At 69.8% G+C, this 25139-nt stretch carries 23 protein-coding genes and 1 pseudogene; 9 read left to right on the plus strand and 15 right to left on the minus strand.

The genetic code is table 11. From position 1 onward, the window contains the following. Positions 1-34 precede the first annotated feature (34 nt). Entirely contained in the window at positions 35-970 is a 936-nt protein-coding gene (kynA, locus tag VK92_RS11280; protein WP_048024947.1) for a tryptophan 2,3-dioxygenase, read from the plus strand. Between the two features lie 92 nt (positions 971-1062). Here kynA and VK92_RS43480 read toward each other — a convergent pair. Beyond that, positions 1063-1341 (minus strand): annotated as a pseudogene (locus tag VK92_RS43480) (hypothetical protein); the annotation flags it as partial. A 238-nt stretch (positions 1342-1579) separates the two neighbouring features. Between VK92_RS43480 and dalD the strand changes: the two are divergent. The 3 genes from dalD to VK92_RS11300 all read left to right on the plus strand — a co-directional run bounded on the left by dalD (position 1580) and on the right by VK92_RS11300 (position 5654). Further along, positions 1580-3019 carry a D-arabinitol 4-dehydrogenase gene (gene dalD, locus VK92_RS11290; protein ID WP_048024949.1) on the plus strand — a complete coding sequence of 480 codons (1440 nt, stop codon included), beginning with the start codon at positions 1580-1582 and terminating at the stop codon, positions 3017-3019. An 83-nt stretch (positions 3020-3102) separates the two neighbouring features. Continuing rightward, complete coding sequence (gene xylB, locus VK92_RS11295) at positions 3103-4584, plus strand: xylulokinase (protein WP_048024950.1); 1482 nt, start codon at positions 3103-3105, stop codon at positions 4582-4584. Between the two features lie 65 nt (positions 4585-4649). Beyond that, the gene (locus VK92_RS11300) at positions 4650-5654 is read left to right on the plus strand and encodes a sugar-binding transcriptional regulator (RefSeq protein WP_197092548.1); all 1005 of its coding nucleotides are present in this window, start codon (positions 4650-4652) and stop codon (positions 5652-5654) included. Between the two features lie 75 nt (positions 5655-5729). Here VK92_RS11300 and VK92_RS11305 read toward each other — a convergent pair whose 3' ends face one another. Genes VK92_RS11305 through VK92_RS11315 form a run of 3 tightly spaced genes read right to left on the minus strand, consistent with a single transcriptional unit; the run spans position 5730 to position 8353 of the window. Then, complete coding sequence (locus VK92_RS11305) at positions 5730-5939, minus strand: helix-turn-helix domain-containing protein (RefSeq protein ID WP_053076297.1); 210 nt, start codon at positions 5937-5939, stop codon at positions 5730-5732. 9 nt (positions 5940-5948) lie between these two features. Beyond that, positions 5949-7160 carry an MFS transporter gene (locus VK92_RS11310; RefSeq protein WP_048024953.1) on the minus strand — a complete coding sequence of 404 codons (1212 nt, stop codon included), beginning with the start codon at positions 7158-7160 and terminating at the stop codon, positions 5949-5951. Continuing rightward, positions 7157-8353, minus strand: coding sequence for a serine hydrolase domain-containing protein (locus tag VK92_RS11315; protein ID WP_048024955.1), 1197 nt, complete (start codon positions 8351-8353; stop codon positions 7157-7159). Before VK92_RS11315 ends, VK92_RS11310 begins: the two co-directional genes overlap by 4 nt. A 114-nt stretch (positions 8354-8467) precedes the next feature. Between VK92_RS11315 and VK92_RS11320 the strand changes: the two genes are divergently transcribed. Beyond that, on the plus strand, positions 8468-9352 hold the full coding sequence (locus tag VK92_RS11320; protein ID WP_048024957.1) for a LysR family transcriptional regulator: 885 nt from the start codon (positions 8468-8470) through the stop codon (positions 9350-9352). A 13-nt stretch (positions 9353-9365) separates the two neighbouring features. Here VK92_RS11320 and VK92_RS11325 read toward each other — a convergent pair whose 3' ends face one another. The 8 genes from VK92_RS11325 to VK92_RS11360 form a co-directional block, all read right to left on the minus strand. After that, positions 9366-10475, minus strand: coding sequence for an ABC transporter ATP-binding protein (locus VK92_RS11325; RefSeq protein WP_021159533.1), 1110 nt, complete (start codon positions 10473-10475; stop codon positions 9366-9368). Between the two features lie 69 nt (positions 10476-10544). Beyond that, complete coding sequence (locus VK92_RS11330; protein WP_048024959.1) at positions 10545-11228, minus strand: HAD family hydrolase; 684 nt, start codon at positions 11226-11228, stop codon at positions 10545-10547. Next, on the minus strand, positions 11225-12076 hold the full coding sequence (locus VK92_RS11335) for a carbohydrate ABC transporter permease (protein ID WP_027789251.1): 852 nt from the start codon (positions 12074-12076) through the stop codon (positions 11225-11227). Before VK92_RS11335 ends, VK92_RS11330 begins: the two co-directional genes overlap by 4 nt. After that, entirely contained in the window at positions 12073-13026 is a 954-nt protein-coding gene (locus tag VK92_RS11340) for a carbohydrate ABC transporter permease (RefSeq protein ID WP_048024960.1), read from the minus strand. Before VK92_RS11340 ends, VK92_RS11335 begins: the two co-directional genes overlap by 4 nt. A 114-nt stretch (positions 13027-13140) precedes the next feature. Beyond that, complete coding sequence (locus VK92_RS11345; protein WP_021159529.1) at positions 13141-14466, minus strand: ABC transporter substrate-binding protein; 1326 nt, start codon at positions 14464-14466, stop codon at positions 13141-13143. Between the two features lie 47 nt (positions 14467-14513). Beyond that, positions 14514-15875, minus strand: a complete 1362-nt coding sequence (locus VK92_RS11350) for a D-tagatose-bisphosphate aldolase, class II, non-catalytic subunit (protein WP_048024962.1) — start codon at positions 15873-15875, stop codon at positions 14514-14516. Then, the gene (locus VK92_RS11355; protein ID WP_048024964.1) at positions 15863-16819 is read right to left on the minus strand and encodes a sugar kinase; all 957 of its coding nucleotides are present in this window, start codon (positions 16817-16819) and stop codon (positions 15863-15865) included. Before VK92_RS11355 ends, VK92_RS11350 begins: the two co-directional genes overlap by 13 nt. A gap of 96 nt (positions 16820-16915) precedes the next feature. After that, a complete protein-coding gene (locus VK92_RS11360; RefSeq protein WP_048024966.1) occupies positions 16916-17692 on the minus strand; it encodes an L-iditol 2-dehydrogenase in 777 nt (258 codons plus the stop codon). Positions 17693-18020: 328 nt separating this feature from the next. Here VK92_RS11360 and VK92_RS11365 point away from each other — a divergent pair, with 328 nt between their 5' ends. From VK92_RS11365 to VK92_RS11380, 4 genes are read left to right on the plus strand one after another with little or no spacing between them, the layout of a single operon-like run. After that, positions 18021-18482, plus strand: a complete 462-nt coding sequence (locus VK92_RS11365; RefSeq protein WP_011546084.1) for a Fur family transcriptional regulator — start codon at positions 18021-18023, stop codon at positions 18480-18482. Positions 18483-18528: 46 nt separating this feature from the next. After that, positions 18529-19452, plus strand: a complete 924-nt coding sequence (locus VK92_RS11370) for a metal ABC transporter solute-binding protein, Zn/Mn family (RefSeq protein ID WP_048024967.1) — start codon at positions 18529-18531, stop codon at positions 19450-19452. A gap of 14 nt (positions 19453-19466) precedes the next feature. After that, a complete protein-coding gene (locus tag VK92_RS11375) occupies positions 19467-20357 on the plus strand; it encodes an ABC transporter ATP-binding protein (protein ID WP_021159524.1) in 891 nt (296 codons plus the stop codon). Further along, positions 20350-21132 carry a metal ABC transporter permease gene (locus VK92_RS11380; RefSeq protein WP_048024968.1) on the plus strand — a complete coding sequence of 261 codons (783 nt, stop codon included), beginning with the start codon at positions 20350-20352 and terminating at the stop codon, positions 21130-21132. The genes VK92_RS11375 and VK92_RS11380 overlap by 8 nt, the downstream gene beginning before the upstream one ends. Before the next feature lie 187 nt (positions 21133-21319). On the opposite strand, the gene fghA is transcribed toward VK92_RS11380, so the two are convergent. The 3 genes from fghA to VK92_RS11395 all read right to left on the minus strand — a co-directional run bounded on the left by fghA (position 21320) and on the right by VK92_RS11395 (position 25033). Continuing rightward, on the minus strand, positions 21320-22168 hold the full coding sequence (gene fghA / locus VK92_RS11385; protein WP_048024970.1) for an S-formylglutathione hydrolase: 849 nt from the start codon (positions 22166-22168) through the stop codon (positions 21320-21322). 16 nt (positions 22169-22184) lie between these two features. Continuing rightward, positions 22185-23291 carry an S-(hydroxymethyl)glutathione dehydrogenase/class III alcohol dehydrogenase gene (locus VK92_RS11390; protein WP_011353045.1) on the minus strand — a complete coding sequence of 369 codons (1107 nt, stop codon included), beginning with the start codon at positions 23289-23291 and terminating at the stop codon, positions 22185-22187. Positions 23292-23566: 275 nt separating this feature from the next. Continuing rightward, on the minus strand, positions 23567-25033 hold the full coding sequence (locus tag VK92_RS11395; protein ID WP_048024972.1) for a xylulokinase: 1467 nt from the start codon (positions 25031-25033) through the stop codon (positions 23567-23569). Positions 25034-25139: the final 106 nt, after the last annotated feature.

Genomic DNA, 25139 nt, shown 5'->3' on the forward strand with positions numbered 1-25139 from the left:
TTCAAATCTGGAGATAGTCGTGAATTCTGGTCATATGCAGCCACCCGGCGGCGACGCGCCGGCGGGCTGCCCGTTCTCGGGCGCACGCGCCGCACATCCGGCACAAGCGGCGCACGAAGCGCCTCACGTGCCGGGCGATGCCTCGGGCGAAGCCGGCTGGCACAACGCACAGCTCGATTTCTCGAAGTCGATGAGCTACGGCGACTACCTGTCGCTGAATTCGATCCTCGACGCGCAACATCCGCTGTCGCCCGATCACAACGAGATGCTGTTCATCATCCAGCATCAGACGAGCGAGCTGTGGATGAAGCTCGCGCTGTTCGAGCTGCGCGGCGCGCTCGACGCGGTGCGCACCGACGCGCTGCCGCCCGCGTTCAAGATGCTTGCGCGCGTGTCGCGGATCCTCGAGCAACTGGTGCAGGCGTGGAACGTGCTGTCGACGATGACGCCGTCCGAGTATTCGGCGATGCGGCCGCATCTCGGGCAGTCGTCGGGCTTCCAGTCGTATCAGTACCGCCAGCTCGAATTCCTGCTCGGCAACAAGAACGTGCAGATGCTGCAGCCGCATGCGCACCGGCCCGACATCCTCGAACAGGTGCGCACGACGCTCGAGGCGCCGTCGTTCTACGACGAGGTCGTCCGCCTGCTCGCGCGGCGCGGTTTCCCGATCGCGCAAGCGCGGCTCGAGCGCGACTGGACGCAGCCGACGCAGCACGACGAAACGGTCGAAGCCGCGTGGCTCGAGGTGTACCGCCACCCGCAGCAGCACTGGGAACTCTACGAGATGGCCGAAGAACTCGTCGATCTCGAGGATGCATTCCGCCAGTGGCGCTTCCGTCACGTGACGACCGTCGAACGCATCATCGGCTTCAAGCAGGGCACGGGCGGCACCAGCGGTGCGCCGTACCTGCGCAAGATGCTCGACGTCGTGCTGTTCCCCGAGCTCTGGCACGTGCGCACCACGCTGTAACGCCCCACTCGCCCGCCGTCACGACGACGTGCGGGCCAGTTCCCCCCTTCGCGCGGCTGCGCTGCCGCACGTGACAGTCGGGGGATATGCCGCCGCACGGCCAACAGCGCGACGCAGACGATGCCCATCCCGATCAGTCCGGCAGCCACCGCCGGCGCGAATGCGCCGCGCGTGATCCCCCATTCGCGGATCAGCACCGGAATCGCGAAACCGATCAACTGGCCGTCGAAACCGTCGAGCACGATCGCGAGCGCGGCGAGCAGCAGCGCGCCGGCACGATCGACACGCTGCCCGTGCGCGAAGTCGTCGCCGTGCGCATGCTCACCGCGTTCCGGCGCCGCCACGGCATTCCTGCCGCAGCCGGCCGGCAAGCGGCTCGAGAAACTCGTCGCGTTGACGCGCGAGGAACGCTGACGGCGCTTCCCGGCCGGCGGCCCGTCCGTCCGCCCTTTCCGCTCGCTCATTCCGCCTGCCGCCGCAGCGCACCATCGAAATGCCGTTTCCCCGCCTTGACTTTCGCTCGCCCGAATACGATCATTCGCTCACACATAGAGCAAATGATCGTATTCGTACTCGGCAGGAAAATCTGGCACGAACAGGAGACACCGGATGAGCGCATCGCCCTCCGCCCGCATGCCCGTGCTGCTGCACATCGGCGCGGGCTCGTTTCACCGCGCGCACCAGGCGTGGTATCTGCATCGCGTGAACGCGGCCGTGCCGCCCGACGAGCGCTGGTCGCTGACCGTCGGCAACATCCGCGACGACATGCGCGCGACGATGGACGCGCTCGCCGCGCAGCACGGCGAATACACGCTCGAGACCGTCACGCCGCAAGGCGAGCGCGCGTACGAGACGATCCGCGCGATCACGCGCGTGCTGCCCTGGTCGATCGATCTCGCCGCGCTGATCGACGCCGGCGCCGATCCGGCCTGCCGGATCGTGTCGTTCACCGTCACCGAAGGCGGCTACTACCTCGACGAACACAACCGGCTCGACGTCGCGAATGCCGATCTCGCGGCCGACCTGCAGGGTGCGCGCACGACGCTGTACGGCGCGCTCGCGGCGCTGCTCGCCGAACGCGTGAAGCGCGGCGCGGGCCCGCTCACGCTGCAGAGCTGCGACAACCTGCGCAACAACGGTGCGCGCTTTCGCGCGGGGATGCGCGAATTCCTCGAACGGCGCGGGCAGGCCGACCTGCTCGCGTGGTTCGATGCGAACGTCGCGACGCCGAGCGCGATGGTCGACCGCATCACGCCGCGCCCGACCGCCGACGTGCGCGAGCGCGTGCTGGCCGCCACCGGCATCGACGACGCATGCCCGGTGATGGGCGAATCGTTCATCCAGTGGGTGATCGAGGATCGCTTCGCGGCCGGCCGGCCGCGCTGGGAGCTGGCCGGCGCCGAACTCGTCGACGACGTCCACCCGTACGAGGAAGCGAAGATCCGCATCCTCAACGCGACGCACAGCTGCATCGCGTGGGCCGGCACGCTCGCGGGCCACACGTATATCCACGAAGGCACGCACGACGCGGCGATCCGGCGCTTCGCGCACGACTACGTGACGCAGGACGTGATCCCGTGCCTGACGCCGAGCCCGCTCGATCTCGCGCGCTACCGCGACGTCGTGCTCGAACGCTTCGGCAACCCGTACGTACTCGACACGAACCAGCGCGTCGCGGCCGACGGCTTCTCGAAGATCCCCGGCTTCATCGCGCCGACGCTCGTCGAATCGTTCGCACGCGGCGCGGCACCGGTCGCCACCGCCGTGCTGCCCGCGCTGTTCCTGCGCTTTCTCGAACGCTGGGCGCGCGGCACCTTGCCGTATGCGTACCAGGACGGCGTGATGGACGAAAGCGCCGCGCGTGCGATCGTCGGGGCCGGCCATCCGGGGTCCGGCCGTCCGGGGTCCGGCCATCCGGGGGCCGACGACCAGGTCGCCGCGCTGTGCGCAAGCCGCGCGCTGTGGGGTTCGCTCGCCGGCAACCCGGCGCTGTTCGAGGCGTTGCGCGCCGGGCTCGCGCGGGTCGATGCATGGCTCGCGGCGCGCTGACGCGCATCGGGGCGAACCTGCCTTGGCACGTGCACGGCCGCGCGGCTAAAGTAGCGAGTCCCCACTGACGGAACGGATCGCTCATGTATCTCGGCATCGACCTCGGCACTTCGGAAGTGAAGGTGCTGCTGCTCGCCCCGGACGGCACGGTCGTCGGCACCGCCGGCTCGCCGTTCACCGTGTCGCGGCCGCATCCGCGCTGGGCCGAACAGCATCCGGACGACTGGTGGCAAGGCACGCTCGCCGCGCTCGCCGCGCTGCGCGCACGGCATCCGCAAGCATTCGCTGCCGTGCGCGGCATCGGCCTGTCCGGCCAGATGCACGGCGCCGTGCTGCTCGGCCGCGACGACCGCGTGCTGCGCCCCGCGATCCTGTGGAACGACATGCGCAGCGCCGACGAGTGCGCGCTGCTCACCGAACGCGCGCCCGATCTCCACGCCCTCGCCGGCAATCTCGCGATGCCGGGCTTCACCGCGCCGAAGCTGCTGTGGGTCGCGAAGCACGAACCCGATGTGTTCGCGGCCACCGCCTGCGTGCTGATGCCGAAGGACTACCTGCGGTTCCGGCTCACCGGTGCAAAGGTGTCCGATCCGTCGGACGCAGCCGGCACGCTGTGGCTCGACGTCGCACGCCGCGACTGGTCCGACGCGCTGCTCGCCGCATGCGGAATGACGCGTGACCAGATGCCGCGCATCGTCGAAGGCAACGCGCCGTCCGGCACGCTGCGCGCGGACATCGCGCGCGAACTCGGGCTGTCGGAGGCGGTCGTGGTAGCCGGCGGCGGCGGCGACAACGCAACGAGCGCGCTCGGCATCGGTGCGATCCATGCAGGCGACGGCTTCGTGTCGCTCGGCACGTCCGGCGTGCTGAGCGTGGTCGGCGATCGCTTCATGCCGAACCCCGCATCGGCCGTGCATGCGTTCTGCCATGCGATTCCCGATCGCTGGCAATTGATGAGCGTCGTGCTGTCGGCCGCGAGCTGCCTGCGCTGGGTCTGCAAGCTGACCGGCACCGACGAGCCCGCCCTGCTCGCCGAAGTCGAGGCGCTCGACGCCGACGCGCGCGCGACGGCCCCGCTGTTCCTGCCCTACCTGTCCGGCGAGCGCACGCCGCACAACGACCCGTACGCACAAGGCGTGTTCTTCGGGATGACGCATGCGACCGAACGCGCGCATCTCGGCTACGCGGTGCTCGAAGGCGTGACGCTCGGCCTCGCCGACGGTCTCGACGCGCTGCATGCGGCCGGCGTCGAAACCGCCCAGCTGTCGCTGATCGGCGGCGGCGCGCGCAGCGCGTACTGGGCACAACTGATCGCCGATGCGCTGAACGTGCGCACGCGCCAGCACGGCGGCGGCGAAACGGGTGCGGCGCTCGGCGCGGCGCGGCTCGGCTGGCTGGCCGTCGGCGGCGATCCGCATGCGGTGCTGGCCAAGCCGCCGGTGCGGGCCGAATACACGCCGGATGCCGCCCGCCATGCGCTGCTGCGCGAACGCCTCGATGCGTTTCGCTCGCTGTACCGCCACGTGCGGCCGCTGTACGAACCGTCGCGCGCACGGCTCGCGTAAGCGCCGCCCGTCGCGCGTGCCGGCCGTCGGCCGCATGCGCGACATGCGGTACAGTGGATGCCGTCATGCGGTCCGCCGGCCGGCCCGCGGGCGGCCCCCCAGCTCCGAACCGAATCGCTATCGTGTCCAAGTCCTCAGAAAAACTCGATCTCGCCACGCGTGCCGCGTGGCTCTACTACGTCGCGGGCGACACGCAGAACGAGATCGCGGAAAAGCTGCAGGTGTCGCGCCCGGTCGCGCAGCGCCTCGTCGCGTTCGCGGTCGAGAAGAACCTGATCCGCGTGCGCGTCGACCACCAGCTCGCCGACTGTCTCGATCTCGGCGCGCAGCTGTCGAAGCGCTACGGCCTCGCGATGTGCGAAGTCGTGCCCGTCGATGCCGATGCGCCCGACGCGATCGACCGCAAGCTGGCCGTCGCCGGCGCGCAGGTGATGGAGCGCTACCTGAACGAAACGCGGCCGATGGTGATCGCGGTCAGCAGCGGCCGGACGCTGAAGGCCGCGGTCGCCCAGATCGCGCAGATCGACCGCCCGCAGCATCGCCTCGTGTCGATGGTCGGCGCGATCGCGGCCGACGGTTCGTCGAACCGCTACGACGTCGCGCAGTACATCTCCGAGAAAACCGGCAGCAAGCACTTCCTGCTGCCCGCGCCGCTGTTCGCCGACAGCGCCGCAGAGCGCGCGCAGTGGTGCAATCACCGGCTGTACCGGATCGTCGAGGCGCTGTCGGGCCAGGCCGACGTCGCGTTCGTCGGGATCGGCAACATCGGCCCGCACTGCCCGCTCTACGAAGACGGCTTCATCACCGAACAGGAGCGCGACGAGATGACCGCGCGCGGCGCGGTGGCCGAACTGCTCGGCGTGCCGATCGACGCGCAAGGCAAGCTGATCGATGTGTCGACCGGCACGCGCGTGACGAGCGTGTCGCTCGCCACGCCGCCGAAGCGCCCGACGATCGCATTCGCGGGCGGCCCGAAGAAACGCGATGCGGTGATCGCCGCATTGCGCGGCGGCTGGATGTCGGGGCTCGTCACCGACGAGACGTGCGCGAGGGCGGCGCTGGACGCGTAGCCGGCGTGCCGGCTTCCCGTCACCGCATGCGGTCGCCGCACACCGGATCGCCGACGCGTCCGGACAAACCGCGCATCACTGCAGACACCCGGGCATCGTGACCTTCATGATGACCACCGCCTGGTTGGCCGCACGAAGCTTGCGCATCACGTTCATCGGGTAAAACTTCGCAGTCCTGTCATGGATGGACGGAATCAGTCCGATATCGGCATACGTCTTGCCTGCCGCAGTCCATTTCAGCCCCTCCTTCTCGCGCGCCGTCAGCGATCGCGCCCGTACCTGCACACTGCCAACTCACGCGGCGCGCGGCGCCGGAAACGCATGCCGGCGAGCACGCCATGCGCCGACCCACGCGGCCGCCAGCAGCGCGACGAGCACCCACGGAATCGCGCCCGCCCCGGTTGCGCCGAGCAGCATCCCGCCCGCGATACCGCCACCCGCGATCGCGAGGTTCCACACCGTCACGAGCATCGACTGCGCGACGTCCGCCGCCTCTCCCGCGGCGTTCGCGGTGGCCGTCTGGAACAGCGTCGGCGCACCGCCGAACGCGAGCCCCCACAGCGCGACGCCCGCATAGACGATCGCCATGCCGGAACCGGCGCCGAGCATCGCCGCCGCGATGGCGAACAACGCGATGCTGGCGAGCGTCAGCCGCCGCTGCGCGGCACCGATCCACGCGCCCGTCAGCGCGATGCCGACCAGCGACGCGATACCGAACACGAGCAGCACCGCATCGACCTGCGCGCCCATCCGCACGCCCGCGAGAAACGGCGCGACGTACGTATACAGCATGTTGTGCGCCAGCACGTACGCGAACATCACGATCAGCACCGGCCGCACGCCGGGCAGCGTCATCACGCCGAGCACCGGCTCGCGCGCGCCGGCCTGCTGCCCCGGATAATCGGGCAGACGCCAACGGATCCAGCCGATCAGCACGAGCGCCGCGAGCGTGATACCCGTGAACGCGACGCGCCACCCGAGCGCCGCGCCGAGTGCGGTGCCGGCCGGAATGCCGATCGACATCGCGACCGGCGCGCCGAGCATCGCGACCGCGATCGCCCGGCCGCGCAACGGGGCATCGACCATCCGGCTCGCGTAGCCGGCGAGCAGCGCCCACAGCAGCCCGGCCGCCATCCCCGCGACGAAGCGCGCGGCGAGCGTCAGCGCGTAGTACGGCGACACGGCCGTCAGTGCATTCGACACGACGAAGCCGGCCAGCGCCGCGAGCAGCAGCGTGCGCCGGCGCATCGCGCGCGTCGCGGCGACGAGCGGAATCGCCGCGACGATCGAACCGAGCGCATATACGGTCACGAGCTGGCCGATCAGCGCCTCGGGCACGCGCAGGTCTGCGCTCATCAGCGGCAGCAGGCCGGCCGGCAACGCCTCGGTGAGAATCGTGATGAACGCGGCCGTCGCGAGCGCCAGCAGGTTCGCAACCGGCAGGCGCGCGCGGGCCTGCACCGGCTGAACGGCCGGCTCGTCATCGATCGTCGTGCAGTCGCTCATGCCGCGCTCCCGGTATCGACGCCGTAGACCGCATCGCGCACCGCGGTCACGATCCGCCCGTCGAGGCCCTCGTACAGCGTGTTGGTCAGCGCGACGGCCGTCAGCCCCGCCGCGCGGTCGACGAACCACGTGTGCCCGTACGCGCCGCCCCCGCGCCAGGTGCCGACCGACTCCGGCGACCGCGCGGCCACCGGATCGCGCAGCACCGAGAACCCGAGCCCGAAGCCGAAACCCGGCGCATCCCGCAGTTCGCGCGCACCCGGCTGGACGCGCGCCATCTCGTCGACCCATGCGGGTTCGAGCCAGCCGTCGCGGCCCGTGCGCAGCGCGTCGAGCAGCGTCACGCAATCGCGCGCGGTGCCGACCATCCCCGCGCCGCCCGACGGCCACGCATCGGCATCGAACACGCGCGCCGGCTCGAAGCGGATGCCGATCGTGCCGTCGAACACCGGCACGAGATCGACGTCCGCCATCCGGCGCGGGGCGTCCGGCGTGCTCACGTATGGCGTCGCGACGCGTGCGGCGTCGTGCGCGACGAACGCGGTGTCGGTCATCCCGAGCGGTGTCGTGACGAGCGCGGCGACCGCGTCGGCGAGCGGCCGCCCGTCGACTGCCTCGATCAGTGCGCCGACCACATCCATCGACAGCGAATAGCCCCACGACGTACCTGGCGCAAACTGCAGCGGCACGCTGGCGATGCGCCGCAGGTTCTCGGCGAGCGAGAGACGCGAGCGGTCCATTCCGTCGGACACGCCGGCGCGCGCATACGGGCCGTCGCCGTCCGCTTCGAGGAAACGGTAGCCGAGGCCGGCCGTATGCGACAGCAGATGACGCAACGTGATGACGGCAGGCGTGCCGTCGGTCAGCGTCGGGCGGAATCCGGGCAACGCGCGGGCGACCGGTTCGTCGAGCGCGATGCGCCCCGCCGCGACCAGCCGCATCGCGGCGGCCGCCACGACCGGCTTCGTGACCGACGACAGGCGGAACAGCGCATCGTCCCGCATCGGCGTGCCGGCTTCCCGATCGGCGAGACCGACGGCACGCGCATAACGCAGCTCGCCGTGCTGCGCGACCAGCACGACCGCGCCGACCATGCGCGCGTCGGCAAGCGCGCGATCCAGCGCGTCGTCGAGCCGGTGGCGCAGCGCGGCGTCCGGTTCCACGCGCAAGGCGGTGACAGGCAGGGATGACATGACTTGACCTCTCGACAATGAACGAGCGCTCATCGTAGGGAGCCGACGCAAGAAGAAAAACCGGGGTAGAGTTCCGGACAATCCGGACGCTGGCGTCCGCAATCGGGAACTCGCATGGAAAACCTCGGCGGCTTCGTCGTGTTCGTTCAGGTCGCGGAAACGCGCAGTTTCGTCGCGGCCGGACGTGCGCTCGGGCTATCGGCTTCGGCGATCGGCAAACGCATCGCGCGGCTCGAGGCGCGGCTGAAGGTGCGGCTCTTTCACCGCAGCACGCGCAGCATCACGTTGACCGCCGAAGGCACGCGCTTTCTCGAACGGTGCCGGCGCGTGATCGCCGAGCTCGACGCGGCCGAGCAGGAACTGACGCACAGTGCCGAAGCGCCACGCGGGCGCTTGCGCGTGAGCCTGCCGACGATCGGCACGCTGCTGCTGCCGGTGCTCGCCGATTTCATGGCCGCGTATCCGGAGATCGAGCTCGACATCGATTTCAGCGACCGGCTCGTCGACGTCGTCGACGAAGGGTTCGACGCGGTGCTGCGCACCGGCCAGCCCTCGGATTCCCGGCTGTCGTCGCGGCTGCTCGGCCACTTCCGCCAGCACCTCGTCGCGTCCCCCGGTTATCTCGACCGGCACGGCACGCCGCGCACGCCGGCCGATCTCGCGCAGCACCGCTGCCTGCACTACCGTTTCCCGACGAGCGGCAAGCTCGAGACCTGGCCGCTGCGCGTGCCGCGCGCGGGCACGCCGCCCGAAGTGCCAGTCGCGATGGTCAGCAACAGTGCGGAAGCGCGCCTGTGCTTCGCGCTGCGCGGGCTCGGCATCGCGTGCCTGCCCGTCTTCTTCGTGCGCGAGGCGCTCGCGGACGGCACGCTGCGCGCGGTGCTCGACGAACACGTCGCGAGCTGCACGCCGGTCTACGTGCTGTGGCCGTCGGGCCGCCACCCGACGCCCAAGCTGCGTGCGTTCGTCGATTACATGGCCGCGCACCTGCCGCTGTGACCGCGGCCGGCCGTCATGCGGCCTTCGCGTGCACGCTCAGCCGGCGGAACGCCTGGCCGTGTTCGTCGAACAGGTGGCAGTGCTCGGCCTGCGCGTGCACGTGGAGCGCCTCGCCGGTGCGGTACGTGTCGAGCGGCGGAATCCGCGCGATCAGCCCGTCCGGCGCGACGGCCGACTCCGCATACAGGTACGCGGCGTCGCCGAGCGATTCCACGGCCATCGTCCGCACGGCCACGCCGGTGGCCGCCGCTTCGACCTTCAGGTGCTCGGGCCGCACGCCGACCGTCACCGCCGCGCCGCGCTGCAGCCCCGCCGCCTCGACCGCGACGCGCTGCGTCTCGCCGCTGTCGAAGCGCACGAGCACGCCGCCGGCATCGACCGAATCGACGGTGCCCGTCAGGAAGTTCATCTTCGGCGACCCGATGAAGCCCGCGACGAACTGGTTCGCCGGCGCGTGGTAAAGCTCGTTCGGCGTGCCGACCTGCTGCACCGCGCCGCCCGACAGCACGACGATCTTGTCCGCCAGCGTCATCGCCTCGACCTGGTCGTGCGTCACGTAGATCATCGTCGTCTTCAGCTCGTCGTGCAGCCGCGCGAACTCCAGCCGCATCTTCACGCGCAGCGCCGCGTCGAGGTTCGACAGCGGTTCGTCGAACAGGAACACCTTCGGCTTGCGCGTGATCGCGCGACCGATCGCGACACGCTGCCGCTGGCCGCCCGACAGCTGCTTCGGCTTGCGGTCGAGCAGATGGTCGATGTGCAGGATCTTCGCGGCGTTCTTCACGGCCTGGTCGATCTCGGGCTTCTTCGCGCCCGCGAGCTTCAGGCCGAACGCCATGTTGTCGTACAGCGTCATGTGCGGGTACAGCGCATACGACTGGAACACCATCGCGATGCCGCGCTTCGCGCTCGGCACGTCGTTGACCTTCGCGCCGTCGATCAGCAGGTCGCCGCTCGAGATGTCCTCGAGGCCCGCGATCATCCGCATCAGCGTGGATTTTCCGCAGCCGCTCGGGCCGACGAACACGACGAATTCGCCGTCGGCGATGTCGAGGTTCACGTTGCGCAGCACTTCGGTTTCGTCGTAGCGCTTCGCGATATTGCGCAGGAGCACGCTTGCCATGATCTGTCTCCGTTCGTTCGTGATGCGAGACGCGCCGCGTCGAACGCGGCGCGCAATCGTTCGTGGTTGCTAGTTCGGCAGCACCGCGCCGGTCGCCTGCCAGCGCGCGACGTAGCCGGGCAGTTCGTGCATGTCGTCGAATACGTGGCGCGCGCCGATCCCGCGCAGCGCGTCGATCTGCGCGGCCGACGCATGCCCGCCGCCGACGAAGCCGAGCACGGTCATCCCGGCCGCGGCGGCCGCGGTGATGCCGGTCGCGCTGTCCTCGACCACGAGGCACTGGGCAGGCACGACGCCGAGCGTACGCGCGGCCGCGAGATACACGTCCGGCGCGGGCTTCGGCCGTGCGACGGCATCCGCGCAGAACAGCCGGTCGCCGAAGAAGCGCGCGAGGCCCGTGCGCGCCAGTGCCGCCTCGACGTACGCGCGGTAGCTGTTGCTCGCGCAGGCCGTCGTCAACTGAATCGCGTCCAGCGCCGCATCGATGCCGTCGACCATCGGTGCGTTGACGGCCGCCGCCTCGACCGCGCGGCGGATCGCGTCGACATCGCCGGCCGACAGCGTGCGCCCGACGGCGTCGCCCGCGCCGGCCAGCACGCGCTCGATGCGCAGCCCGAGCAACGGCATCACGGCCGGCCGCGCATCGACGCCCGGCCAGCGCGCGTCGAGCTCGCGCACGATCACGTCGGCCGCCACGGCCTCGCTGTCGATCAGTACACCGTCGCAATCGCAGATCAGGACGTTCGCGGTCATTTGACGGCTCCGAACGTGAGCCCGCGCACGAGCTGCTTCTGCGACAGCCAGCCGACGATCAGGATCGGCGCGACCGCCAGCAGCGACGCGGCGGACAGCTTCGCCCAGAACAGCCCTTCGGGGCTCGAGTACGAAGCGATGAACACGGTGAGCGGCGCGGCGTTCGAGCTCGACAGGTTGATGCTCCAGAACGCTTCGTTCCACGACAGGATCACGAGCAGCAGCGCGGTGGACGCGAGCCCCGGCAGCGCCATCGGCATCAGCAGGTAGACGATCTCCTGCCACGTCGACGCGCCGTCGATGCGCCCGGCTTCGAGGATGTCCTTCGGGATCTCGTTGAAGTACGTGAAGGTCATCCACACTGCGATCGGCAGGTTGATCAGCGTGTAGACGATCACGAGGCCCGACACGGTATCGAGCAGCCCCGCGTTTTTCCACAGCAGGTAGATCGGCACGAGCACGCCGACCGACGGCATCATCTTCGTCGACAGCATCCACAGCAGCACTTTCTGCGTGCGGTGGTTCGGGAAGAACGCCATCGCGTACGCGGCCGGCACCGCGAACAGCAGCGAGATCACCGTGACGCCGGCCGAGATCAGCACCGAATTCCATGCGAACGAAAAGTAGTTGCTGCGCGCGAATACCTCGCGGAAGCTGTCGAGCGTCGGCATGAAGAACAGCGTCGACGCATACGCCTGCTGCTCGGTCTTGAACGCGGTGATCGCCATCCAGAAGATCGGGAAGAACAGCAGGAGCGCGATCAGCCACGCGAGCGTGCCGGGCAGCGCACGCCGCACGAGGTCGAACACGGCCGGCACGCGCCGGCCTTCGAAGGTCAGGTCGCTCATTTCTCGTACTCCCCCTTCAGGTTGCGCGCGAGCATCCGCACCAGGAAGAACGACACGACGTTCGCGACCACGACGGCGATGATCCCGCCCGCGGACGCGAGGCCGACGTCGAACTGCTGCAGGCCGAGCGCGTAGATCAGGTACGACAGGTTGGTCGTCGCGTCGCCGGGGCCGCCGCCGGTCGTCGTGTAGATCTCCGCGAAGATCGACAGCAGGAAGATCGTCTCCATCATCACGACCACGGCGATCGCGCGCTTCAGGTGCGGCAGCGTGATGTAGAAGAACATCGCGATCGGGCCCGCGCCGTCGATGCGCGCGGCTTCCTTCTGCTCCTGGTCGAGCGACTGGATCGCGGTGAACAGGATCAGGAACGCGAACGGCAGCCACTGCCACGCGACGATGATGATCACCGCGGTGAGCGGGTAGTCGGCGAACCAGTCGATCGGCGTCATCCCGAGCGCGCGCATCGCGTTCGCGACGAGCCCGTACACCGGGTGCAGGATCATGTTCTTCCAGATCAGCGCGGACACCGTCGGCATCACGAAGAACGGCGCGATCGCGAACAGGCGCGCGACGCCCTGCCCGTAGAACTTGCGGTCGAACAGCACGGCCATCAGCACGCCGCCGACCACCGTGATCGCGAGCACCGCGCCGATCAGCACGAGCGTGTGCCAGATCGCGGGCAGGAACGACGGATCGGTCGCGAGGAAGCGGTAGTTGTCGAGCCCGGCGAAACCTTTCACGTCCGGGTTCAGCAGGTTGTAGCGCGAGAACGAATACCAGATCGTCATCGCGAGCGGGATCGACATCCACAGCAGCAGCACCGCGACGGAAGGCGAGACGAGCCAGCTCGCGCCGCCGCGCGCACGGCGCGGCGCGCCGGGCGGCGACGCCGCGTCGCCGACCGACGGCGCGTGAGCGTGACTCAGGGGAAGACGTAAATGACGCATGATCGGCGTTCCTCCGGTTGATGCGCGGGCGCGAACGGCCCGCCCGCCTTTCGGCTTCGCCGGCCCGCGGCATGCGCAACGGCGCACGCCGCGGGCCGCGTGACTGCCGGCGCGTTACTTCTTGTAGCCGGCCTGCCGCACCGCGCGGTCCGCGGCGGCCTGACCGGCGGCGAGCGCCTGGTCGACCGTCATCTGGCCCGCGACCGCGCCCGCGATCGACTGGCCGACCACCGTGCCGAACGACTGGAATTCAGGAATCCCGACGTACTGCACGCCCGTGTACGGCACCTTCTTCAGCGACGGATCGTTCGGGTCGGCCGTCTCGATCGCCTTCAGCACGAAGTCCGAGAACGGCGCGGCGGCCTTGTACTCGGGGCGCTGATACGTCGACGTGCGCGTGCCCGGCGGCACCGACGCCCAGCCTTCGTCCTTGCCGACCATCTCGATGTACTGCTTCGACGTCGCCCATGCGATGAACTTGCGCGCGGCGTCCTGCTGCTTCGACGTCTTCGGCACGGCCAGCGCCCACGCCCACAGCCAGTGCGAGCCCTTCGGCGTGGCGGCGACCGGCGCGGCCGCGAAGCCGATCCTGTCGGCCACCTGCGACTGCTGCTTGTTGTAGAGCATCCCGGCCGCGACCGTCGCGTCGATCCACATCGCGCACTTGCCCGATGCGGTGAGCGTCAGGTTCTCGTTGAAGCCGTTCGAGCTCGCTCCCGGCGGGCCGTCCTTCTTCAGCAGGTTCACGTAGAACGTGATCGCCTTCTTCCATTCGGGCGACGTCAGCTGCGCATTCCAGTTCTCGTCGAACCAGCGCCCGCCGAACGTGTTCACGACCGTCGACACGTACGCCATGTTCTCGCCCCACCCGGCCTTGCCGCGCAGGCAGATCCCGTAGGTCCCCTTCGCCTTGTCGGTGAGCTTGTCCGCGAACTCGGCGATCTGGTCGTAGGTCGGCTGGTCGGGCATCTTCAGCCCCTTCGCCGCGAACAGGTCCTTGCGGTAGAACGTCATCGAGCTCTCGACGTAGAACGGCAACGCGTACAGCTGGCCGTTGTACGACAGGCTGTCGCGCGCGGTCTTCACGATGTCGTTCAGGTCGTAGTCGGCGGGCAGGCCCGTGATCGGCGCGAGCCAGCCGCGCTTGCCCCACTGCGGCGTCTCGTAGGTGCCGATCGCCATCACGTCGAACTGGCCGCTGCCGGTCGTGATGTCGGTCGTCGCGCGCTGGCGCAGCACGTTTTCCTCGAGGATCACCCAGTTCAGCTTGATGTCCGGGTTCGCCTTCTCGAACGCCGGCGACAGCTTCTTCAGCTCGATCATGTCGGGATTGTTCAGCGTCGCGATCGTCAGCGTGCCGGCGGACGCGGCGCAGGCCGCCGTCGCGAGCGCGGCTCCGGCGAAGCAGCGTGCGGCGGCGTCGAGCATCTTTCGTTGCATGGCATGTCTCCTGTGTTTGTTAGGGTCTGCGTTTCCTTCGCGGCCCGTCACGCCGGCCGCTGCATTCCGCACGCGCGCGCATAGTGCGCGATCACGTCGCGTATCCGGTGGCGCACCCACGCGCGTGGCTCCTTCGCGAGCCCGCCCGTGCGGCACGCCGCGTAGACATCCGGCAGCCACTGCGCGACGAGCGTCTCCGGCACCGGCTGCCGCGCGAGGTTGTCGAACAGTTGCTCGACCGCGGCCGCGACGGCCGGCTGCAGCCAGTAGTAGCGAATCCGGTCGCTGTAGCTGAACTGGCGCGCGAGCCGCTGCTCGGTTTCGTCGCCGCGGTAGTACGGCGCCCAGTGCTCGGGCTGCGCGCGCATCGCGGCGTCGACCACGTCGCGCAACCGCGAGCGCTGCCCGGCGTCGCCGGTCAGCGCGTCCTCGATGAAGGTCAGCGCGAACAACGCCTCGCGCAGCGCGAACGTCAGTGCGGGGCCGACCTTCAGCACCGCGAAGTGGTCCCGCACGAGCGCGGCGAGGGCACCCTCGGTCTGGTAATCGGTCGAATGGGCCTCGAACACGAGGCGCGGTGTCTGCAGGATACTCGCGCCGAGCGCCGCGGCCTTCGCGCTGTCGTAGTCGAGCACGTGGCGATCGTCGAAATCGACGCCCGGCTGCGCGACGATCGCGACGACGCGTGCCCACGCGTCGTCGAGCCCGGCCGCCGCGAACGCGGCGCGGTGCGCATCGAGCGTCGCCGCGATGCTGTCGCTGCGCGTGACCGCAATCTGCGCGATCGCCGCATCGCCGCCGTGGCCGTTGTTGCCGCTGACTTCACCACCCGGCGTCGGCACCTCGGTGCCGATCACGTAGACGGGCGCGATGCCGGTGCGCGCCGCCGCGTCTTCCGCCACGCGGCACAGTTCGGCCGCGCGCGCGGCGATCGTGCGATCGTCGAGCCGCACCGGATCGTCCGCGCACGCCATGCTCGCATCGAGATGGATCTTTTCGAAGCCGGCTTCCACATAGGCGGCGACCATCGCGCCCGCCTCGCGCATCGCATCGGCCGCGCGGCGGTGCCGCCATGGGTTCGGCCCAAGATGGTCGCCGCCGAGCACGAGCGCCGACGGCGCCAGCCCGCAACGCCGGGCGATCGCGTCGACGTCGCGGCGGAAATCGGCGGGCGTCATGCCCGTGTAGCCGCCGAGATGGTTCACCTGGTTGCAGGTCGCCTCGATCAGGAGCGGCGAGCCATCCGCGCGCGCCGCTTCGCACGCGGCCTCCAGCACGAGCCGGTGCGCACTGCAGATCGAATAGATGCCGCGCTGCGCGTCGGCGCGGTTCGCATCGAAGATCATCCGCAGCACTGCGTCCGCATGGGCGGTGCGCGGGCGTTCGGCGAAGGTCGTCAGGCCGGACATGCGATACCTCGTTCGGTCAGGAAGCGGTCGATCTCGGCCACGCTGCTGTTGCCTTCCATCGGGCCGCGCCGCGTGACCGCGATCGCGCCGGCCGCGTTCGCGCGGCGCAATGCGGCATCGATCGGCACGCCCGCGACGAAGCTCGCCACGAGCGTGCCGCCGAAGCAGTCGCCGGCGCCGGTCGGATCGATTTCGTCGACCTGAAAGGCCGGTGCTTCGACGCGGTTGGCGCGGTCAAATGCAACGCTGCCTTGCGCGCCGCGTTTCAGCACGACACGCTCGAGCAGCGCATGGGTCGCGAGCAGGCCCGCGATCGCACGCTCCGCCGGCTGCGGCCCGCAGAAGAACGGCAGATCGGCCTCGCTCGGCATGAACAGGTGGCACGCGGCGAGCATCGTCTCGAGCGCCGCGCGCATCGGGCGAAAGCTCAGCATCTCGGGGCGCACGTTCGGATCGAACGACACCTTCGCGCCGGCGCGTGCGGCCTCGATCACGCCGCGCTGCACGGCCGCGATCGCCGATTCGCTCGTCAGCGACGAGCCCATCACGTGGAAATAGCGGCAGCCGTCGAACATCGCGGTATCGACATCGGACGCCTCGACGCACGCGGCCGCACTGGTGGACAGACTGTAGACGAAGCTGCGCGAGCCGTCGTCGCGATACGCGACGAACGCGGTGCCGGTCGGACGCGCGACGCGGCGGATGCGCGCGACGTCGACACCGTCGCGCTCGAGCCGCGCGACGATCGCATCGCCGAACGCGTCGCGGCCGACGCAGCCCGCATACGCGACGCGCGCGCCGAGCCGTGCGGCCTGGTCGGCGAAGATCCCCGGTGCGCCGCTCGGGAACGGCCCGGCGAACAGGCCCGGCGAATCGAAACCCTGGCCGCGCTCGGCGGCGACGAATTCGGCCAGCAGTTCGCCGGCGACGACGATCTCTGCCATCAGGCGTGCCCTCCTCGTTCGACGGCGGCCGCGGTGAGCGGCGCGGCCGCCCTGTCGCAGGCCGGCCGGCAGGTGACGCGTGCGAGCGGCGTCAAGTCAGCTCATCCAGTTGCCGCCGTCGACGTTCAGCGTCTGGGCGGTGACGTAATCGGCGTCGGACGACGCGAGGAACAGCGCGGCGCCCGTCAGGTCGCCCGGCACGCCCATGCGGCCGAGCGGCACGGCTTCGCCCACGAGCCGCTTCTTCTCGCCGAGCGGCCGGTTCTCGTAGCGCGCGAACAGTGCATCGACCTGCTCCCACATCGGCGTGTCGACGACGCCGGGCGCGATACCGTTCACGTTGATCCGGTGCGGCGCGAGCGCGAGCGCGGCCGACTGCGTGTAGCTGATCACCGCGGCCTTGGTCGCGCAGTAGTGCGAAACGAGCGCCTCGCCGCGGCGTCCGGCCTGCGACGACATGTTGACGATCTTGCCGCCTCGCCCCTGCTCGACCATCCGCTGCGCGACCGCCTGCATCAGGAAGAACAGCCCTTTCACGTTGACCGCGAACAGCCGGTCGAACACGTCCCACGATTCGTCGAGGATCGGGCGCATGTCGAACAGCGCCGCGTTGTTGAACAGGATGTCGATGCCGCCGAAGCGCTCGACCGCCGTGGCGACGATGCGCTCGATGTCGTCGCGGCGCGTGACGTCCGCGGTGACGGCCGCCGCGCGGCCGGGATTCGCCTCGATGAGCCGCGCGAGCGAGCCGCTGGCAGGCTTCAGGTCGACGAGTACGCAGCGCGCGCCCTCGTCCAGATAGCGTTGCGCGACCGCCTCGCCGATGCCGCTTGCGGCGCCCGTCAGGATCGCAACCTTGTCTTCCAGTCTCACTGGCTGTCTCCGGTTCGTTCTGCTTTACGACGGCCGCGATATGAACTAACGCTCGCCAACCGATCAATTGCTCTATTGTTGATCGAATGATCGGATACGCGATTCGCGCTGTCAAGGCAACACGACGGCTTTCTATGATGCGCTGCGGCACGACGGCGCACCGCGGCGGCCCGCCACGCGCGCCCGGCAAGGCGCGGCGCGCGCGGTGCGGCGCGGTCGGATCGGCAATGAAGGGGACGGAGCGAGAACGAAAAGGGGAATTCGCGCTGCACGGCGCGGCGATACGTTATATCATCGCCATACTTTGTTTCACGCCCAGCTTCACGCCATGGCTACCTCATCGTCCATTGACGCCCGGCTGTCCCGGGCCGACGCATTCGCCGCCGAGCACGGGCTCGCGTGGACGCCGCTGCGCCGCCAGGTCTACGAACGCGTGCTCGCCGCGCAGCGCCCGATCGGCGCGTACGACCTGCTCGCCGAGCTCGAGCCGCAGCGCGGCCGCGTGCCGCCCACGACCGTCTACCGCGCGCTGGATTTCCTCGTCGAGCACGGCTTCATCCACCGGATCGAATCGAAGAACGCGTTCTTCGCGTGCTGCGAGATCGGCGTCCCGCACGAAGGCCAGTTCCTGATCTGCGATTCGTGCGGCGACACCGTCGAGATTCCCGGCGGCGACCTCGCGAAGCAGTTGTCCGCGAGCGAGCCCGCGCACGGTTTCGAAGTCCACCATCAGGTCGTCGAGCTGAGCGGCCTGTGCGGACACTGCAAGCGCAAGCCCGCGCAACGCTGACGCGTATCGGGCGGCACATGCGCCGCCCCTTCCAACGAGGAGTTCCATGCCCATTGCCCTGAAGCGCGCGCCGCGGCGCGCCCTGACGCCTGTCCGCTGGCTCGCCGCCGCCGTCTCCACGGCCGCCGCGCTGTCGCTCGCGGCGCCCGCGTTCGCGCAGGCCGCGACCGTCAACGTCGTCGCCGCCGAGAACTTCTACGGCGACGTTGCGTCGCAGATCGGCGGCAGCCATGTCGCGGTGACGAGCATCCTCAGCAATCCCGACCAGGATCCGCACCTGTTCGAAGCGAGCCCGAAGACGGCCCGCGCGCTCCAGCACGCGCAGGTCGTGATCTACAACGGCGCCAACTACGATCCGTGGATGAGCAAGCTGCTCGGCGCGTCGAAGCAGGCGAAGCGCGCGACGATCGTCGTCGCCGACCTGGTCGGCAAGAAGGCCGGCGACAACCCGCACCTGTGGTACGACCCGGCGACGATGCCGGCCGCCGCACGCGCGATCGCGGCCGAACTCGGCCGCGCCGATCCGGCGCACAAGGCCGAATACGACGCGAACCTGCAGAAGTTCGTCGCGTCGCTGAAGCCCGTCGACGACAAGGTCGCCGCGCTGCGCGCGCAGTACAAGGGCGTGCCGGTGACGGCCACCGAGCCGGTGTTCGGCTACCTGTCCGACGCGATCGGCCTCGACATGCGCAACCAGCGCTTCCAGCTCGCGACGATGAACGACACCGAAGCCAGCGCGCAGGACGTCGCCGCGTTCGAGAACGACCTGCGCAAGAAGCAGGTACGCGCGCTGATCTACAACAGCCAAGCGGAAGAACCGATGACCAAGCGCATGCTGAAGATCGCACGCGACGGCGGCGTGCCGACCGTCAGCGTCACCGAGACGCAGCCGGCCGGCAAGACTTTCCAGCAATGGATGGCCGGCCAGCTCGACGCGCTCTCGGCCGCGCTCGCCGCCGGCAAGAAATAAACGACCGTAACGCCATGACCGCCACTCCCCACGCACTCGCCGTCGATCGCGTCACGCTCGAACTGGGCGGACGCACGATCCTGCGCGACGTCAGCTTCGCGATCGAACCCGGCGAATTCGTCGGCGTACTCGGGCCGAACGGCGCGGGCAAGACGACGCTGATGCGCGCGGTGCTCGGCCTCGTGCCCGTGTCGGCCGGCACGCTGTCCGTCGGCGGCGTGCCGGTCGTACGCGGCAACCCGTCGATCGGCTACATGCCGCAGATTCGCAGCGGCCTCGCGAACCGCCGGATGCGCGGCTACGACTTCGTCGCGATGGCCGCCGACGGCCACCGCTGGGGGCTGCCACACACGAACGCGGCGACGCGCCGCGACGTCGACCGCGTGCTCGATCTCGTCGGCGGCCCGGCGCTTGCCCGCCGGCCGCTGTCGGAACTGTCCGGCGGCGAGCGGCAGCGCCTGCTGCTCGCACAATGCCTGCTCGGCAGCCCGAAGCTGCTGCTGCTCGACGAGCCGCTGATCAGCCTCGACCCGAACCACCAGCGCGGCGTCGTCGAGCTCGTGCGCAACGTGCAGCGCGAGCTCGGCATCACCGTGCTGTTCTCCGCGCACGAACTGAATCCGTTGCTGAACGCGCTCGACCGTGTGCTGTATCTCGGCAACGGCGTCGCGGCGCTCGGCACCGTCGACGAGGTGATCACGAAGCCCGTGCTGTCGCGGCTCTACGGATCGCCAATCGACGTGATGCGCGTGAACGGCAAGATCTTCGTGATGTCGGGCGACGTCGAGATCGAGAAGCACGACCACGAACACGAGGACGACGACGGCCACTCGCACGGCGGTGGCGGCGGCCACGGTCATCACCACCACGGACACGCTCATCCCGGGCACTCGCACGATGTTTGAATACGACTTCATGATCAACGCCTTCGCGGCGTCGGGGATCGTCGCGGTGCTCGCGGGCATCGTCGGCTACTTCCTGGTGCTGCGCGGGCAGACCTTCGCCGGCCATGCGCTGTCGCACGTCGGCTTCACCGGCGCGACGGGCGCGGTGCTGCTCGGCATCTCGCCGATCTGGGGGATGGTCGGTTTCACGCTCGCGGCCGGGATCGGGATGGGCGCGCTCGGCGAAAAGCTCGCGGGCCGCGACGTCGCGATCGGCGTGATCCTGTCGGGTGCGCTGGGTTTCGGCCTGCTGTTCCTGCATTTCTACACGTCGTTCGCGACGCAGGTCACCGCGCTGCTGTTCGGCAACGTGCTCGCGGTGAGCCACGACACGCTCGCGGTGCTCGCCGGCATCGGCGCCGTGAGCCTGCTCGCGCTCGCGCTGATCGCGCGGCCGCTGCTGTTCGCGTCGCTGCAGCCCGAACTGGCCGAAGCCAAGGGCGTGTCGCTGCGCACGGTGTCGATGCTGTTCCTCGCGGTGTGCGCGCTCGCCGTGGCCGCAGCCACGCAGATCGTCGGCGTGCTGCTGGTGTTCACGCTGCTGGTCGGGCCGGCTGCCGCCGCGCAGAACGTGACGACGCGGCTGTCGACCGGCGTGCTGCTCGCCGCACTGTTCTCGTTGTTCGAGGCATGGCTCGGCATCGTGCTCGCGTATCACACCGACTGGCCGACGAGTTTCTGGATCACCGCGCTGTCGGCGCTCGTGTACGGCGCAAGCCTGTTGCGGCGCCACTGATCGACGCGAGGCGGGACGACGCCTGGCGGATCGCCGCCCGGCGGATCGCCGCCCGACGGATCGCCGCCCGACGGATCGCCGCCCGACGAAAATAAAAAACGCCGGCGTGCCCGAGGGCAACGCCGGCGTTTTTTATGCGCCCGCGATCGCGCGGCGCGCCGTGTGCGTTATGTGCTCCCCTTCCCGCTCATCGCGCGAGCACGCGCGCGTGATGCGCGATGTGATCGGCGATGAACGTCGAGATGAAGTAGTACCCGTGGTCGTAGCCCGGATGGCGGCGCAGCGTCAGCGGCTGGCCGGCCTTCGCGCACGCGGCCTCGAACACGTCGGGGTTGAGCTGGTTCGCGAGGAACTGATCCGCGAGGCCCTGATCGACGAGGATGCCGTCCGCGAACTTCGGCGCATCGGCGCGCGCGACGAGTTCGCTCGCGTCGTGTGCCTTCCAGGCGTCGCGATCGTCGCCGAGGTAGCCCGAGAACGCCTTCTCGCCCCACGGGCAGCGCGCGGGCGCGGCGATCGGCGCGAACGCCGACACCGACCGGTACAGGCCCGGATGACGCAGCGCAAGCGTCAGCGCGCCGTGCCCGCCCATCGAGTGCCCGAAAATCCCGAGCCGCGCGCCGTCGATCGGCAATTCGGCCGTGACGAGTTCGCGCAGCTCGCCCGTCACGTACGACTCCATCCGGTAATGCGCGGACCACGGCGCTTCGGTCGCGTCGACATAGAAGCCCGCACCGACGCCGAAATCCCACGCATCGGTCTCGCCCGGCACGCCCGCGCCGCGCGGGCTCGTGTCCGGCATCACGAGCGCGATGCCGTGCTGCGCCGCGTATTGCTGCGCGCCGCCCTTGATCGCGAACGTCTCGTCGGTGCACGTGAGCCCCGCGAGATAGAACAGCGCCGGCACGCGGCCGTGCGCGGCCTGCGGCGGCAGATACACCGAGAACTTCATCGGCAGGCCGATGGCCGCCGAATCGTGACGGTAGAAACGCTGCTCGCCGCCGTGGCACGCATGCGAGGAAACGAGTTCGAGCATCGCGGTGCGCTCCCGGTCAGTACAGCACGACCGAGCGGATCGACTCGCCGGCCTTCATCAGGTCGAAGCCTTCGTTGATCCGCTCGAGCGGCAGCGTATGCGTGATCAGGTCGTCGATGTTGATCTTGCCTTCCATGTACCAGTCGACGATCTTCGGCACGTCGGTGCGGCCGCGCGCGCCGCCGAACGCCGAGCCCTTCCACTCGCGGCCCGTCACCAGCTGGAACGGACGCGTGCTGATTTCCTCGCCCGCTGCCGCCACGCCGATGATGAACGACTGGCCCCAGCCCTTGTGCGTGCACTCGAGCGCCTGGCGCATCAGCTTCACGTTGCCCACGCATTCGAACGAGTAATCCGCGCCGCCGTCGGTCAGCTGCACGATGTGGTCGACCACGTTCTCGACTTCGTTCGGGTTGATGAAGTGCGTCATCCCGAACTTCTTCGCGAGCTCGACGCGCTTCGGGTTGATGTCGACGCCGATGATCTTGTCCGCGCCGACCATCTTCGCGCCCTGGATCACGTTCAGGCCGATCCCGCCGAGGCCGAACACGACGACGTTCGCGCCGGCCTCGACCTTCGCCGAGTACACGACCGCGCCGACGCCCGTCGTCACGCCGCAGCCGATGTAGCAGATCTTGTCGAACGGCGCGTCCTCGCGCACCTTCGCGACCGCGATTTCCGGCACGACGATGTAGTTCGAGAACGTCGACGTCCCCATGTAATGGAACAGCGGCTTGCCGTCGAGCGAGAAGCGCGACGTCGCGTCGGGCATCAGGCCCTTGCCCTGCGTCGCGCGGATCTTCTGGCACAGGTTGGTCTTGCGCGACAGGCAGAACTTGCACTCGCGGCATTCGGGCGTGTAGAGCGGAATCACGTGATCGCCCTTGCGCAAGGTGCCGACGCCGGGGCCGACGTCGACCACGACGCCCGCGCCTTCATGGCCGAGGATCGCCGGGAAGATCCCTTCCGGATCGGCGCCCGACAGCGTGTAGTAGTCGGTGTGGCAGATGCCCGTCGCCTTCACCTCGATCAGCACTTCGCCTGCGCGCGGCCCTTCGAGATCGACTTCCTCGATCGTCAGCGGTGCGCCCGCCTTCCATGCAATCGCGGCTTTCGTCTTCATCGTGTGACTCCTGTCTGTGTGTGAGGTCGGCCCGGGTTCGCGCGTCGGCGCTCATGTCGACCGGCGTGAGTGCGCCAGCACCGACGCCGGCCCAATGCTTCGCACCGGGTTCCATGCAAAGCTGTCGAAACCGTGCCGCGCGGCGTCGCGCGCGGCACGGCGAAAGAATCTCGTGCTCGCCATGATGGCCGGTTCCGCCGCGCATCGCGTGCGGGAAACGGCCGCCGGCTTGCCACGATGCGTCATCGCTGACGCAAAAGAACAAGTGCCCGATTTTAAGCGCCCGTCGTGAACCATGCATCCGTCCGGGCATACAGGTCGATGAAGCGCGCATGGCGCGCGGCCAGCGAGCGATCGTCACGCGGCTCGGCAACCGGCGACGCGGCCGGCGCCAGCGCGTGCAGCGCGTCTTCCCGCCAGTGCCCGATCGCGACACCCGCCAGCAGCGCGGCGCCGCGCGTCGCGGCGTTCGGGCAGTCGATCGCGTGAAGCGACGCGCCCAGCGAGTCGGCAAGCAGCTGGCGCCAGCGCGGATCGACCGAGCCGCCGCCCGCGAGACGCAGCGTCGCCACCGGGTCGCCGCGGTCGGTGTCGCGGATCGCATCGAGCCCGGCGCGCAACGCGAACGCGACGCCTTCGAACGCGGCGCGCATCATCGCGCCGCGCGTGTCGCCGAGCCCGAGGCCGAGCCAGCCGCCGCGCGCGTCGGGGTTCATCCACGGCGAACGTTCGCCCGTCAGGTAAGGCAGGAAGCACAGGCGTTCCGACGCAGCCTGCGCGAACGCATCGTCGTACGCATCGGCCCACTGCGCGTAGCCGAGCCAGCCGCGTACGGCTTCGAGCGCGAGCCCGACGTTCTGCATCGCGGCCATCGTGTAATAACCGCCGCCGGCCGCCGCGCGATAGCGATGCAGCCCGCGTCGCGCGGGCGGCAGCACATCCGCGAGCACGACGATCTGGCCGCCGCTGCCCGTCGTCAGCAGCGCATCGCCGGCGGCGGCGAGCCCGCTGCCGAGGGCCGCGCATGCGGTGTCGGCCGCGCCCGTCGCCAGCGGCACGCCGGCGGGCAGCCCGAGTGCCGTCGCCGCCGGTGCGCCGAGCGTGCCGCAGCGCGCGGTCGACGGCTGCACCGATGCGAACCGGTCGGCCGGCAGGCCGAGTGCGTCGATCAATGCGAGATCCCATGCGCCGTCGGGCGTCGCGAGCGCGGTCGCGCACGCGTCGCTCGGATCGGCCGCGACGTCGCCACCCAGCGCGATGCGCAACCAGTCCTTCGGCTGCACGGCCCAGCGCGCGGCGCGCAGTGCATCGGGTTCGTGAGCGGCCAGCCAGCGCAACAGCGGGCCGGCCATCCCCGGCGCGACGGGATTCGGGGCGACGGGCAATCCGGCGACGGGCGATCCCGTGACGGGCCAGCCGGCCTCATCCGCTTCGCGCACCGCCCGCGTGTCGGGCCACAGCAGCGCGGGCCGCACCGGCTGCCCGGCCGCGTCGATCAGCACGACGCCGTGCATCTGCCCCGAGAACCCGATCGCCGCCACCTGCGCACGCTCGCCGGCCGGCAGCCGCGCGGCCGCGCGCACCAGCGCCTGCCACCACGTGTCGGGCGCGATCTCGGCCCAGCCGGGCTGCGGCGACGACAGCGCATAGGGTTCGCTCGCAACCGCACGCTCGACGCCGTCGGCATCGAGCGTGACGAGTTTGACGGAGCCGGTGCCGAGGTCGATTCCGAGCAGGCGCATGACGTGAGGGCGAATTCGAATGAACGGATGTCGATGATAACGGGATCGCGATGCGCGCCCCGTCTTTTGCCGCCGCCGCGGCAGCCGAAATCGCCATGGCCTGCCG

Origin of the sequence: Burkholderia sp. LK4 (genome assembly GCF_001043615.1) — a bacterium.
Lineage (GTDB): Bacteria > Pseudomonadota > Gammaproteobacteria > Burkholderiales > Burkholderiaceae > Burkholderia > Burkholderia cepacia.